This is a genomic window from Streptomyces sp. NPDC086835 (assembly GCF_044745705.1).
Taxonomy (GTDB): Bacteria; Actinomycetota; Actinomycetes; order Streptomycetales; family Streptomycetaceae; genus Streptomyces.
In genome coordinates this window covers 622,242-636,365 of sequence record NZ_JBIVAU010000003.1, presented here as the reverse complement: position 1 = coordinate 636,365, position 14,124 = coordinate 622,242, and the positions used below count along the sequence as shown (strand labels likewise).

Genomic DNA, 14,124 nt, shown 5'->3' with positions numbered 1-14,124 from the left:
TGGGTAGTGCGGAGTGTCGGGTTCGGGTTCGGGTTCGGGTCAGACGGTGGCGGCCGCGGGGAACGCCTCGTCGGCGAGGGCCCCGAGGTCGGCCGCGGTGAACAGGGTCTCCAGGGCGACCTCGCGCCCGCCGTCGGCGGTGATCCGCGCGGCGATCCGCAGCAGCTGCCTGCTGGTCGCGCCGAGCGCGAACAGGTCCTGTGCCGGGTCGAGTTGTGCGGCGTCCACGCCGGTCTCCGCGGCGACGACGCGGGCGAGCCGCGCGAACGCGGAGTCCGCGTCGGACGCGGAGGCATCCCGGGCCGCGGCCGGGGCTGCGGCCACCGGGGCCCGGGCCGGCGCCGGGGCCGGCTCGGCGGCGAGGCCGGCCAGGGCGGGGGCGTCGATCCCCCACAGGGCGCCCATCCGCTCGGACAGCGCGGGCCCGCCCACGGGGGGCGTCCGCGGCGCCGGCGAGGCGACCGCGGCGGGCGCGGGCGGCGGCGCGTCGGCGCTGTTCTCCGCCGCCGGGCCCTCCGCGGGCGGGGTGGGGAGGGGGAAGGTCACGCGGGTCAGGGGGGTCGCGGGGAGGGACGCCTTGGGGGTGGTGAGGGTGGGCCAGGTCACCGGTTCGCCGGTGAGCCATGCCGTGAGCGCCGCGGTCTCCTCCCCCGCCGCGGCGGCGCGGTGTTCGACGGCGCCGGCCCCTTCGGCGCGGATGCGGCGGGCGAGGTCGCGCAGCGCGGCCGGGGCCTGGGCGCGGTCGGTGACGAGGCCGGCGCGGGCGGGCCGGTCGGTGCGGCCCTCGCGCAGGGCGCGGGCCGCGGCGGCGGTGGTCAGGGCGGGGTCGTTGTCGAAGGCGGTGGCGAGACGGTCGGCGAGGTCGGCCAGGTTGCCGGGGGTGTCGGCGGACAGCGGCAGCGCCAGGGCCGGGTCACTGCCGGTTCCCGCGGGGGCCGCGGCAGGGGTGGGGGGTTCCTCGACGACGAGGCTGCCGTAGGAGCCGCCGCCGGCGAAGCCGTTGACGAGCGCCCGGCGCGGGGCGCCTTGGGCGGTGCGCCAGCGGTCGGCGCCCGGTGCGGCCAGGGCCACCGCGCCCGGCGTGCGGGCGAGGGCGGGGTTGACGGCGGACGTCAGCCGGGTCGGGTACACGTGGGGGCGGCGGAACTGAGCGATGAGCTTGCCGAGTTGCGCGAACACGGACGCGGCCTCCAGGTGCCCGGTGTTGGGCTTGACCGTGCCGACCGGCACGGGCGCGGGGTCCGGGCCGGGTGCGGCGAGGAGCCGCTGGAGGGCGGTGAACTCGAGCGCGTCGGCGAGGGCGGCGCCGGCGGCGGCGGCCTCCACGTAGCCGATGTCGGCGGGCCGGAGGCCGGCGTCGTCGAGCGCGGCGCGCATGGTCTCCTCCTGCCGCTCGGGATCAGGGATGCCGAACTGCCGTGTCGTGCCGGAGTGCTGGAGGGCGCCGCCGCGCAGGACGGCGTGCACCGGGTCGCCGTCGGCCAGGGCGCGCTCGAGCGGTTTGAGGAGTACGGCGCCGACGCCTTCGCCGACCTGCCAGCCGCCTGTCCGGTCGGTGAAGGCGCACGAGTCGGCGTCCTTCGCGAGCAGGCCCATCTCGGACAGGACGTCGAGGTGGTCGGGGTGGAGGACCAGGTTGGACGCGGCGGCGAGCGCGGCGTCGCAGCGGCCGCTCGCCACGGCGCGGAACGCGGCCTCGACGGCGGCGAGTCCGGACACGCACCCGGTGTCGAGGACCACGCTCGGTCCGGTCAGGCCGAAGGCGTGGGAGGTGCGGTGGGCGAGCCCGCCGCGGGTGGCGTGGGTGCTGCCGGGGCGCTGGGCGGCGCGGGCGGCGACCCCGTACAGGGCGTGGTCGTGCCACATGGTGCCGACGAAGACGCCGACCTGTCCGGCGGCCGCCAGTCGGCCGGGGGTGAGCGCGGCGTCCTCGAGGCAGCGGCGGGCCACCGACAGCAGCAGTCGTTCCTGCGGGTCGATCGCGGCGCCCTCGGCGGCGCTGATGCCGAACTCCTCGGCCTCCGCGGACAGGACGTCGTCCAGGTAGCCGCCGACATGGGCTCCGGCGTGCCGGGCGTGCGGGTGCAGCGGCGCCCACCGGTCGTGGGGGGCCGGCCCGGTGGCGGTGGCGCCGGCGGCCAGGAGGGTGTCGAGTTCGTCCAGGGTGCGGGCGCCGGGCAGGTCGGCGGCGAAGCCGACGACGGCGACGGCGCGCTGTCCGCCCTCCCGGCCGGCCGCCGGGTCCGTGACGGGGGCGGTCTCCGCGGCGGGGGCCGTGGCGCGTTGCCCGGCGGGCGCGAGGGCGGCGCGGGCGGCGCGGCTGTGCGCGGTGAGGGCCCCGCCCCACAGGGACAGCAGCAGTTCCTGGTCGGCGTCGAGGGCGAAGTCGCCGCGGACGGCGTCGAAGTCCATCTCCCCCACCGCGCACAGGCCAAGTCCCCGTTCCGGGGCGCCGGTCAGCAGCAGCTGGGCGATGTGTCCGGCCTCGATGGTGGAGAAGCGGGCGGCGTTGCGTTCGCCGTAGGCGGGGGCGATGGCGGCCGGGGTGGAGACGAGGAAGACGCCGAACGCCGACCCCTCCACGAGGGCGCGGTTGTGCAGGACGTGGAGGTCGGTTCCGTAGCGGGCGCCGGGCGCGACGGCGATCAGGGCCCGTTCCGCGGGGTGCAGGTAGTACAGGCCCGGTTCGGCCGCCTCGACGGCGCCGGGGGCGATGTACACGTACACCTGGACGGGGTAGAACCCGCCGCCCGAGGGGTAGCGGCGTTTGGCGCGGCCCTCGAGTTCGCCCCAGGTCACGGTGGACAGCAGGGACAGCAGGTCGTGGGCGGGCAGCGGACCGTCGGCGAACTCGCGGAAGGAGGAGGCGTCGAACAGGGCGCGGGCCTCCGCGGGCCCGGCGTCCGGCACCGGCAGCCTGCGCATCATCTCAGGCAGCCGGCGCTCGGCGACGCGGGCGTCCTTGAACGCGGCCTTGGCCTTCGGGTCGAGAGCGATCCGCACATCGGCCGCCCGGCCGGCCGGGACGGCAAGGGCGGGCGCCGCGGGAGCGGCCGGGGTGGCGCAGGCGGCGATGCTGCGCGGGGTGGGGCTTTGGATCAGCACCTCGACGGGCACCTGCGCACCGCCCGCCAGGGTCTCGATCTCCTGGGCGAGGCGGATCATGGTGAAGGAGGTCGCGCCGAGGTCGAACAGGTCGGCGTCCGGGCCGACATGGTCCACGCCCAGGATGTCGGCGGCCGTGCGGGCGACCGTCTCGGCGGTGACCGGCCCGCCGGCCGCCCCGTCCTGTGCTGGAGCGGCGGCGGAAACGGGGGCGGGGGTCGTGAGGGCGGTCAGGGCGTTGAGTGTCGGCTTGCTGATGAGCGCCTCGACGGGCAGCGCGGTGCCGGTGAGCCGTTCGATCTCCTGGGCGATGCGGATCATCGTGAAGGAGGTCGCGCCGAGGTCGAACAGGTCGGCGTCGCCGTCGAGTTCCCCGACGCCCAGGATCTCGGCGACGGCGCGGCGCACCTCCGTGTCCACGTCCGGGAGCGCCGCCGGGACCGGCGTCGTCACGGCTTCGGCGGTGGCTGTGGTTCCGCCGGCGGCCGCGGCCGCGGTTGGGGTGTCGAAGAGGCGGACGGCGGCCTGCCGGTCCAGTTTGCCGTTGGTCGTCAGCGGCAGTCGGGCCACGAAGCGGTAGCGGCTCGGCACCAGGTAGGCGGGCAGCGTCTCGCCCAGCGCCCGGCGCAGGGCGGAGACGTCCGGTGGGCCGTCCGGGCCGGCCGCCACGCACACGGCGGCCAGGGCCTGTTCGCCGGAGCTCTCGTCGTGGACCGGAAGGACGCGGGCCTCCGCGACGGCGGGCACGTCGGTGAGCGCCGCCTCGATCTCCTCCGGTTCGATGCGCAGCCCGCGCAGCTTGAACTGGTTGTCGATCCGGCCGAGGTAGCGGATCTGCCCGTCCTCGCCGAGCAGTCCGAGGTCGCCGGTGCGGTACAGGCGTGGCGAGGGGTCGTCGTCGGGGAAGGGCGAGGCGATGAACCGCTCGGCGTTCAGTTCTGGCCGCCGGTGGTAGCCGAGGGCGACCTGCCGGCCGCCGATGACGATCTCCCCCGGGGTGCCGGCAGGCACCGGGCGCAGGTCCTCGTCGAGGAGGTGGATACGGGTGTGGGCGACGGGCCGCCCGATCGGGACGGTCGGCTCGTCCCAGTCGGGCCGGCAGGCCCAGTGGGTGACGTCGATGGCCGCCTCGGTGGGCCCGTACAGGTTGTGCAGTTCGGTGCCGGCGCCCAGCACTTCGTAGAAGTGCCGCATGGTGGCGACGGGCAGTGCCTCGCCGCTGGCGAACACGTAGCGCAGGGTGGTGCACCGGGCGGCGGCCGGGTGACGCAGGAACATGCCGAGGACGGACGGGACGAAGTGGGTGACGGTGACCTGTTCGTCGTGCAGCAGCCGGGCCAGGTAGGCGGGGTCGGCGTGGCCGCCGGGGCGGGCGACGACGATGGAGGCGCCGGCGATCAGCGGCCAGAAGAACTCCCAGACCGAGACGTCGAATCCGTAGGGGGTCTTCTGGGCGACGCGGTCGGCGGGCCCGAGGGGGAAGCGTTCCTGCATCCACAGCAGGCGGTTGGCCACGCCCTGCTGGGAGTTGCGGCAACCCTTGGGCTTTCCGGTGGTCCCGGAGGTGTAGATGGTGTAGACGGGGTCGTCGCCGCCGACGGTGACGGCGGGCGCGGTGGTGGGCCGGTCGTCCAGGGCGGCCCGGTCGGCCGCCCGGTCGGGGCAGACGACGAGCGCGCCCGCCGCGGTGGGGACCGCGGCGTGCGCCTGGTCGGCGACGACGACGCGGGCGCCGCTGTCGGCGAGGAGGTAGCGGACGCGCTCGGGCGGGTTGGCCGGGTCGACGGGCACGTAGACGGCGCCGGCCCGTACGACGGCGACGAGCGCGGTGACCAGGTCGGGCGAGCGGTCCATGTGCACGGCGACGTGGTCGCCGGGGCGCACGCCGAGGGCGTGCAGGTGGTGGGCCAGGCGGGCGGTGCGCTCGGCCAGTTGCCGGTAGGTGAGCGTGCGGCCCTCGTACCGTACGGCGACACGGTCGGCCCGGCCGGCGAGGGCGGACTCGAGAAGGCCGGCGAGGGTCAGGGGGGTGCGGTCGTCGACGGGGCCGACGACGCGCGGGCCGGCGTCGGCGTATGCGTCGGCGTCGGGGTCGGCGTCGGCGTCGGCGTCGGCGTCGGCGTCGGCGTCGGGGTCGACGTATGCGTCGGCGACGGCGTACAGGTCCCCGGCGCCGGCCACGGACCCGGCCGGCGCGGCGGCGGCCGCGGCGGTCGGGGCGGTCGGGGCGGTCGGGGCGGTCGGGGCGGTCGGGGCGGTCGGGGCGGTCGGGGTGGTCGGGGCGGCGGTGGTGAACTGCCGTACGCGGTGGGCGTAGCGGTCGAACATGGCGTCCAGCACGGCGGGTTCCAGGGTGCCGTCGGCGGCGTCCCACTGGCCGGCCAGTTCGTCGCCGACGAGGAGCGGCACATGGTCGAGGGCGACCTGCGCGGTCTGCGACTGGCTGGTGCGCAGGGTGACACCGGTGGGGTGCAGTGCCGGGTCGATCTCGGGGACGCGGGTGAAGACGACGGGCAGCCGCAGGGCGCCGCCGGAGCGGAACACGCGGGTGCGCAGTTCGCCCAGGCCGGGCCGGACGTCGGAGCGTTCGAGGTCGGCGCGGACGCGGGCCCACAGTTCGCGGGCGCGGTCGGCGAAGTCGTCGGGCAGGGTGTCGTCGACGGTGACCCAGGCGAGCTGGGTGAAGTCGGCGACCATGGCGTCGGCGCCCGGCAGTGAGGCGGGCCGGTCCCAGGAGACGACGGTGACGGTGAAGGGCCCGGCGTCGGCGAAGTGGGCGCGCAGTTCGTCGGTGTAGGCGGTGAGCAGCACCATGTCGGCGGGGACGCCGATGGCGGCGGCGCGTTCGCTCAGGGTGCGCCAGGAGCCGAGCGGGGCCCTGCGGTGGGCGCGGGTGGCGCCGGGCGCGGGGTCGGGCAGGGGCGGGCCGGGCGGCAGGGCGGCGAACTTCTCGCGCCAGGCGGCGCGGGCGGCCAGGTCCTCGGGGCTGCCCGGCCGTTCGGCGAGGGCCCGCAGATGAGGGACGGGGTCGGCGGGGCCGGTGAGGACCGACTCGTCGCCGTCGTGGAGGGCGAACAGCTGCCCGAACAGCAGGGCGAAGCTGCGGGCGTCGGCGATCAGGGCGTCGAGCAGGACGTGCAGCACGGTGGTGCCGTCGGGCAGGGCGCTGGCCTCCAGGGCGTACATGGGGCGGCTGCCGAGCGGGAAGGCGCCGGAGCGCAGCCGTTCCCCGGTGGCGGCGAGCGCGGCTTCGGTGTCGGCCGATCCGGTCAGGTCGTGGCGGGTGATGCGGTACACGTCGTCGGGGTCGTGCGGGGCGACGGTGAGGGTGCCGTCCTCGTGGACGGCGGCGCGCAGCATGGGGTGGTGGGCCACGAGCCTGTTCCAGGCCCGCTCCAGCCGGTCCGTGTCGTGCCGTTCGAGGAGGAATTCCTGGTAGACGCGGGTCTGTGCGCCGCCGTCGAGGCCGCCGATCCGGCCGACGAGGTAGGCGGACTGGACGTCGGTGAGGGGCACCGGCCGGCCGTCGTCGCCGTGCCCGGCCACGGCCGGGGCGGGCGTCGTGGTGAGGGCGGTGGGGGTGGTGAGGGCGGAGGTGCCTTCGTCCGCGAGGCGTTCCAGGAGGCCGCGCAGGGTCTCGAACGCGGCCCGGGTGCGGGCAGTGTCGAGGGCGGTGGGGGCGAAGTCCCAGGAGAGCAGCAGGGCGCCGTCGCGTTCTTGGACGCAGCTTTCCAGCTGCACGCCGGAGGTGAGGGTCGCGGAGGCGTCCTGGTCGATCCGGGTGGCCCAGTGGGCCGGGTCGCCGGGCTCCGCGAGGGTGCTGAGGCTGCCGAGCAGGCTGGTGAAGACCATCGGGACGGCAAGGCCACGGCGGTCCGGCTCGGTCCTCGCGCGCTCGCGCAGGGCGCGGATGCCGCTGACCGCCGCGTGTTCCAGGTCCTGCCACAGCCGGCCGCGTACGAGATCGACCCGCTCCTCGAGCGTTCCGGCCGGTGGGGGTGCCACGAACACGGACGTGGACAGGAACGGGCCCACCACGCGTGCCACGTCCCGGTGCACGGGGCGGCGGTTGTAGGTGGTGAGCACGACCGGCAGCGGGCCGGGCGCATCGCCCTGCACGGCGGCCGTGCACAGTGCCAGCAGCAGGGCGGTGGGGGTGGCCCGTATCTGCTGGGCCGCCTCCTTCACCCGCTGCCAGCGCTGCGGTTCCAGGCGCAGCGTGAGCCTGCTGTGCGCGGGCGCCTGCGGGTCGGCGGCGCCGGCCAGCGGCAGGGGGCGGCCGAAGTCGACGCCTGCGAGCTGTTCGCGCCAGTACTCCAGCGAGGCGGCCGGCACGGGGCGGCCGTGGGCGGCGGTGACGTAGTCGCGGAAGGAGATCCCGGGCGGCGTGGGGGCGGCGGCTCCCGTGTAGCGGGCGTACCACTGCTGAAGGAGCAGCGAGACGCTGGGCCCGTCGGCGATCAGCTCGTCCACGGTGAACAGCACCCGGGCGCGGTGGCCGGGCAGGTGCGCGACGCGGAGCGCGAACAGCGGCCAGGTGTGGGCGTCGAAGCCCTCGCGGGCCCGGTGGCGCAGCCGTTCGAGGGCGGCGGCCGCCTCTGCGGGGGCGGCGTCGGTCAGGTCGGTGCGCTCGATGCGGTAGGCGGGCACGTGCGCGAGGACCTGCTGGCGGCCGTCGGGCAGGATCCGGGCGCGCAGCATGTCGGTCGCGGCCACGAGGTCGTTCCAGGCGGCTTCCATGCGGTCGGTGTCGAGGTGTTCGGCCTCGAACTCCAGATGGATCTGGGTGCCCGCGCCGGTGCCGCCGCCCAGGGTGCGTCCCGCGAGGAAGGATTCCTGGACTTCTGTGAGCGCGAACGGCTCGTACCGGGTGTCGGGGTCGTTCTGCGGCATGGCGGGGCTCCGGTTCCCTCTGCGGTCAGGCCTGGTCGGGGGCGTGAAGGGCGGACAGGTGGGCGAGGAGTTCGTCGACGCTGAACTCACTGAGCAGCTGGAGCGGGAGTGTGTGGCCGAACCGCTCGGTGATCTCGAAGCGGAGGTTCATCAGGCCCAGGGAGTCCACGCCGAGTTCGACGAGGGTGCGGGCGGGGTCGATGGGACCCTCCGCCCCCGGGCCGGCGGCGAGTTCGCCGACGAGCGCGGCGACGGCCGCCAGGCGTGGGTCGCCGGGCACGGCGGCGGCCGCGGCGGCGGGACGCCCTGCGCCGGCCGGCGCGGGCGGGCCGGCCAGGGCCGGGGCGGGCGCGGGCGCGGCGGGGGCCGTCGGGGTCATGTCCAGGGCGGGCGCGGGCGCGGCGGGGGCCGTCGGGGCCCGCTCCGGGGCGGGCGCGGGAACGGCCGGGGCCGGCGGGGTCGTCTCCGGCGCGGGCGCGGTGGTGCCGGATGGGGGCAGCCAGCGGCGGGTGCGCAAGAACGCGGACGGCGGCAGGGGCACCACGCCCGTCTTGGTGTCGCGGTCGGGGGTCTCGAGGTCGATCTCCCAGCCGGTCACCCACAGTTCGGCCAGCTGCTCCAGGCGTCCGGCCCGCCACAGGGTGGCGACGAGCTCGTCGGTCTCCGGCGCCTGAGCGGCCCGGTCGCGGGCGACGGTGCCGGTGCGGACGGTCCCCGTGCCGGGGGCGCCGTCCGCGAACCGGGTGAGCGCGGCGGCGAGTTCGGCGGTGCCGGTGGCGACGATCGCGAGCCGGTGTTCGCGGGCGGCGCGGCCGGTGCGCAGGGTGCGGGCGATCGCGGCCAGGCTCGTGGAGCCCGCAGGGCCGGCCAGGTGACCGGCCAGGCGCCGGGCCGTGGCGGTCAGATGTTCGCTGCTGGGGGCGGACAGGAGCACCAGCTGCGGTGCGCCGTCGTCGTCGGCGGGCGGGGCGGGGGGCTCGTACTCCTCGACGATCACGTGCGCGTTGACGCCGCCCGCGCCGAAGGAGCTGATGCCCGCCCGCCGGGGCAGCTCGCGGCCGGCCGCGTCGCGCAGCCGGGGCCAGGGGCCCGCCTCGTGCTGGAGCGTGAAGCGGGTGTTCTCCAGGCGCAGTTGGGGGTTGACGGGCTGGGCGTGCAGGGTGGGGGCGAGGGTCTTGTGCCGTAGCTGGAGCAGCACCTTGGTCAGGGCGGTGATCCCGGCGGCCGACTCGCCGTGTCCGACGGCGGACTTGACCGAGCCGAGCGAGCACGGCACACCGGCCGCGGCGCCCTGGCCGTAGGTGTCCGTCAGGGCGGTGAGTTCGACGGGGTCGCCGAGTTCGGTGCCGGTGCCGTGGGCCTCGATCACGTTCACGGTCGCCGGGTCGGTGCCCGAGCGCCGCAGCGCCTCGCGCAGCACGCGGGCCTGGGCGCGCGGGCTGGGCGCGGTGAAACCGTTGGTGCGGCCGCCGTGCGCGACGGCGGTGCCGCGGACGAGGGCGTACACGGTGTCACCGTCGGCCAGTGCCCTTGAGAGTCGCTTGAGGACGACGGCGCCGGCGCCCTCGCCTGGCCCGAATCCGGCGCCGCCGGCGCCGAAGCTGCGGCACAGGCCGTCCTCGGCGAGGAACCCGGAGCGGGCCAGCATCCGGAAGCGGGAGGGGTGCAGGTAGAGGTTGACGCCGCCGACCAGCGCGGCCTCGCACTCGCCCTGCCGCAGCGCCTCGGCGGCCTGGTGCAGGGCGACGAGGGAGGAGGAGCAGGCGGTGTCGACGGGCTGGCTGGGGCCGCGCAGGTCCAGGAGGTAGGACAGCCGGTTGGGCAGCGACCAGTAGTGCCCGGAGGGCATGTCGCGCTCGCCGACCGCCCAGCGTTCGGCGCCCAGCAGCGGATAGTCGGCGCTGGTGATCCCGGCGAAGACGCCGACGCTGCGCGGTTCGCCGTCCGGCGCGGTGAGTGCCTCGAGCCTGGCGCCGGTGAGGCCGGCGTCCTCCATCGCCTCCCAGGCGACCTCGAGGAAGAGCCGCTCCTGCGGGTCGGTGAACGCGGCCTCGTGGGCGGACAGGCCGAAGAACGCCGCGTCGAAGGCGTCGACACGGTCGAGGAAGTGGCCCTTGGCGTGGACGCCGCCGCTGTCGGCCCACCGGTCGGTGGGCAGGTCGCCGACGGTGTCCTTGCCGACGAGGAGGTTCTCCCAGAACGCGTCCAGGCCGTCCGCGCCGGGGTAGCGGCCGGCGAGGCCGACGACGGCGAACGCCTCCTGTGCCGCCGCCTCCCGGGCGGGCCCGTCTCCCGGTCCGCGGGCCGGTTCCCGACCGGGCCCGACCGCCGAGGCGGCCGAGGCGGCGGGGGCCGGGGCGAGCGCGGCGGCAGGGGTGGGGGTGGGCGGTTGTGCGGGCAGGCTGCGGGCGAGGTGGCCGGCCAGCTCGTGCACGTCGCGCACGCCGAACAGCGCGTCCGGCCCGATCGGTGCGATGCGGGCGCTGAGCTTGGAGGCGAGGGTGCGGATCATCACCGAGTCCAGGCCCAGCGCTTCCAGGGAGGTCCGCGGCCCGATCGTCCCCGGTGCGTGGCCCAGGGTCTCGGCGACGGTACGGGTGACCAGATCGACCAGGTCCCGGTCCGGCGCGGCCCCTCCCCCGGGCGCGGCCACCGGTTCCACCACGGCCACCGGTTCGAGGGCGACCGCGGGTGCGGGTTCGGTCACCGTCACGGCAGCGGGTTCGGGGGCGGCTTCGGGTGGGGTGGGCAGCAGGTGGAGTTCTCCGAGGTGGCGGTGCCAGGCGTCGGCCCTGCCGTGGAAGAGGGAGACGACCTGGGGGCCCTGCGGGGAGAGCAGCCGTTCGAGGGCGCGGGCGCCGAGGGCGGCCGGCAGCGGCACCATGCCGACGTGTTCCTCGACCACTTGGCGTACCGGTTCGGGGATCGTCATGCCGGGCACGTCCCACAGCGGCCACTGCACGGACAGGGTGCGCCCGTGGCGCTGTCCGGCCGCGACGAGGGCGGCGCGGTGTTCGGCGAAGGCGTCCAGGCGGCCGTTGGCGTAGGCGTAGTCGCTCTGGCCGATGTTGCCGCTGACGGCGGCCACCGAGGAGAACAGGACGAACACGTCCAGCTCCAGGGCGGCGGTGGCCTCGTCGAGGGCGGCGGTGCCGGTGGTCTTGGGGGCCAGGACGGCGGCCACGTCGTCGGTGCTCTTGCGCAGCAGGTAGGCGTCGCGTACGACGCCGGCGGCGTGGAAGACGCCGGTCAGCGTGCCCTCGTGGGCGAGGATGTCGCTCACCAGGGCGGCCGCGCCGCCGGGTGCGGTGATGTCGGCCTGCACATAGCGCAGGGGGCCGCCCGGAGCGGGGCGGTGTGCCGGGTCGAGGTCCGCGAGGGGGGTGCGGCCGCACACGACGACGCGGGTGCCGGGGTGGGCGGTGAGCCGGGCGGCGAGGTCGCGTCCGATGCCGCCGGCGCCGCCGGTGATCAGGTGGACGGCGCCGGGGCGGGGGGTGAAGCCGTCGCGGGGCAGGGTGGCCGGGTGCAGGACGCGGCGTGCCCTGCGGTGGGTGCGCAGGTCGGCGAGGTGGCCGAACTGCGGCTCGGGGCAGGCGAGTTCGGCGCGGATCTGGGGTGCGGCGGCGGGGCCGTCGTCCGCGACGAGCAGGGCGCGGCCGCTCAGGCGTGGGTTCTCCTGGCGCAGGCTCTGGACAAGGGCGCGGGCCGCGTCGGCGCGCTGTGCGTCGGCGGTGACGGCGAGGAGGGTGATGCGTTGGGTGCGGAAGGCGGCCAGCATCTTGCGTACGGCGTCGAAGGCGGCCGTCTCGTCGCCGGTGAGCCGCAGCACGAGGGCGACGGTGTCGGGTGCGGTGTCCTGCGGGTCGGGGAGGGTGTCCAGGCTGTTCGCGCCGAGCGCGGCGGCGAGGTCGCCGGCCGGGTCGTGGGCGAACAGCGGCAGGGCGGGGGGCTGCCGGTCGGGCAGCGGGGTGTCCTGCCAGCCGGGCGTGTAGAGCACCAGGTCGTCCAGGAGCCGCTCGTCGAGGGTCTGCGCGGCGGGCGCCGGGGCGGGGACGGCGTAGTGGCGGTCGGGGGCGAAGGCGTATCCGGGGGCGGGGATGCGGCGGTGGTCGGCGGGCGGGCAGATGCGGGACCAGTCGACGTGGTGGCCGGCCACGTAGCGGCGGGCGTTGTCGTGGCGGGCGTCGTCGCCGTGGTGGCCGGGGCCGGTTGCGGGGTCGACGCGGCGGGGGTCGGGTTCGCCGGCGGCGAGCTTGTCGAGGGAGTCGAGGAGTTCGGCGCGGTCGGCGACCAGCAGCGCCACCCGGTGGGGGTGGTGGTCGCGGGCGCAGGCGAGGGTGTGGGCGAGATCGGTGAGGGCGGCGTCGGCGCCGGCGGGTGAGCGCAGCCAGCGGGCGAGTTCGGCGGCGCGGTCGGCCGGGGCGGTGGGCCGGCGGCCGGACAGGGGCACGGTCACGGGCCGGTCGGCCGGGGCGGGGGTGGGGCGGTGGGGGGCCTGTTCGACGACGACGTAGGCGTTGGTGCCGCTGAAGCCGAAGGAGCTGACGGAGGCGCGGCGGGGCCGTCCGCCGGGTACGGCGGGCAGGGTGCGGCGTTCGGTGGCGACGGTGAAGGGCCCTTCGCCGAAGGGGATCGCCGGGTTGAGGGTGTGGGGGGTGCAGTGCAGGGAGGGCGGGATGTCGCCGGTGCGTACGACGCCGATGGCCTTGAGGAGGCCGGCGAGGCCGGCCGCGGCGGAGGTGTGGCCGACGTTGCCCTTGACGGAGCCGATCGGGACGCTGCCCGCGGGGCGGGCGGCGGGGGCGAACACCTTGTTGAGGGCGGTGACTTCGATGGGATCGCCGAGCGGGGTGCCGGTGCCGTGGGCCTCGACGTAGTCGATGCCGGACGCGTCGAGGCCGAACCGGCCGAGGGTGTCGCCGATGAGACGGGCCTGGGAGGCGGCGCTGGGGGCGGTGATGCCGTTGGTGCGGCCGTCCTGGTTGAGTCCGCTGGCGCGGACGACGGCGTGGACGGGGTCGCCGTCGGCCAGTGCCCGTGACAGGGGTTTGAGGACGACGACGGCGCAGCCCTCGCCGGGGACGATGCCGTCGGCCGAGGCGTCGAAGGGCCGGCAGCGGCCGGTGGGCGAGAGCATCCCGGCGCGGCTCATGAACACGTGCGGCAGTTCGGTGAGGTAGAGGGTGACGCCGCCGACGAGCATCATGTCCGCGTCGCCGAGCCACAGCGCCTGGCAGGCCTGGTGGAGGGCGACGAGCGAGGACGAGCAGGCCGTGTCGACGGTGACGGCGGGGCCTTTGAGGTCGAGGTGGTAGGCGATGCGGGCGGCGAGGAGGGAGTTGGAGTTGCCCTGCATGACCTGGGCGAGGCGGGCGTGCTCGCTTGTCCGTTCGATGAGGTCCTGGTAGTCGTTCATCATGACGCCGGCGTGCACGCCGCAGCGGGTGCCGGCGAGGTCGGCGGTGCGCTGCCCGGCGTGTTCGAGGGCGCGCCAGGCTTCCTGGAGGAAGAGGCGGGCCTGCGGGTCGGTGAGTTCGGCCTCGCGGGGCGGCATCTTGAAGAACGCGGCGTCGAACCGGTCGGCGCCGTCGACGAACGCCCCCCATTTGGACACCGACTTGCCCTCGGTCTCGGGGCGCGGGTCGTAGTGCTCCTCGATCCGCCACCGCTCGGCAGGCACCTCGGTGACGAGGTCGTCGCCGGCGAGCAGCCGCTGCCAGAACGTGTCGGCGTCCGCGGCCCCGGGGAAGCGGGCGCTGTACCCGATGACGGCGACGGGCTCCAGCACCCGTCCGCCACTCGGGTCCCGGCCCGTCCCGGCCTCGCCCCCTGCCGCGGGCGCGGGCCGCGACCGGGTCCCGGCCGCCGCGGTCGCCGGGCCGTCCCCGGGTCCCCGCTCCCCCGCTGCCGCCCGCAACAACGTGGCGGCACGGTCACGGTCCACAACACCGGCCGCTCCGAGCCCGGGATGTGACGACACATCGGCCACGCCGGGCGCCGCAGACGCGGAACGAGACAGCACATCGGCCGCAGGCGCCGGGCCGCCCGTACCGGGACGCCCCTCCCCCGCCGCCGCCCGCAACAACGCGGCAGCACGGTCACGGTCCACGGCGCCGGCCGCCC

The 14,124-nt window shown here is 76.5% G+C and carries 2 protein-coding genes; both read right to left on the bottom strand.

Translation table 11 applies throughout. From position 1 onward, the window contains the following. Positions 1 to 39: 39 nt before the first annotated feature. Positions 40 to 7,998, bottom strand: coding sequence for an amino acid adenylation domain-containing protein (locus tag ACIPJI_RS14250; RefSeq protein WP_402246410.1), 7,959 nt, complete (start codon positions 7,996 to 7,998; stop codon positions 40 to 42). Positions 7,999 to 8,023: 25 nt separating this feature from the next. Beyond that, a complete protein-coding gene (locus ACIPJI_RS14245) occupies positions 8,024 to 13,945 on the bottom strand; it encodes an SDR family NAD(P)-dependent oxidoreductase (RefSeq protein ID WP_402246408.1) in 5,922 nt (1,973 codons plus the stop codon). Positions 13,946 to 14,124: the final 179 nt, after the last annotated feature.

Excerpts from the sequence above, each read along its gene's own strand:
- ACIPJI_RS14250 (WP_402246410.1), bottom strand. The coding sequence starts at position 7,998 with ATGCCGCAGAACGACCCCGACACCCGGTACGAGCCGTTCGCGCTCACA.